The organism is Streptomyces noursei (assembly GCF_001646665.1).
GTDB classification, from domain to species: domain Bacteria; phylum Actinomycetota; class Actinomycetes; order Streptomycetales; family Streptomycetaceae; genus Streptomyces; species Streptomyces lavendulocolor.
Window position 1 is genome coordinate 1 of the sequence record NZ_LWBU01000127.1, and the last position, 412, is coordinate 412.

A 412-nucleotide genomic window follows, 5' to 3' on the forward strand; every position below is an offset into this window, starting at 1 on the left:
CCCCCCGGGCCCCCCCCCCGCCACGCCCCCCCCCCCCCCCCCCCCGCCCCCCCCCCCCCCCCCCCCCCCCCCGCCCCGCCCCCGCCCCCCCCCCCGCCGAGGGCCCGCATCCGGCCCGATGTCACACATCGCACCGCCCCACCCGTCATCCCCGAGGAACGGCCACACAACCTTCGGGAGAGACACCATGCCCACCCCCATCACCATCATCGGCGGCGGCTTCGCCGGCCTCACCGCAGCCATCACCGCCGCCGAAGCCGGCGCTTCCGTCACCCTCCACGAGGCGCACCGCGGCCTCGGCGGGGCGGGCCCCCCCCCCCCCGGCCCCGACCCCCCCCACGAAGGCCCCCCCCCCCCCCCCCACCCGGGCCCCCCCCGGGCCCTGCTTGGGCGGCGCGGCCCCCCGGGGGCC

At 84.0% G+C, this 412-nt stretch carries 1 protein-coding gene; it reads left to right on the forward strand.

The window, feature by feature from the left end:
• Positions 1 to 187: 187 nt before the first annotated feature.
• On the forward strand, positions 188 to 412 hold a 225-nt coding region (locus tag A4V12_RS39925; RefSeq protein WP_159028856.1), incomplete at its 3' end, for an NAD(P)-binding protein.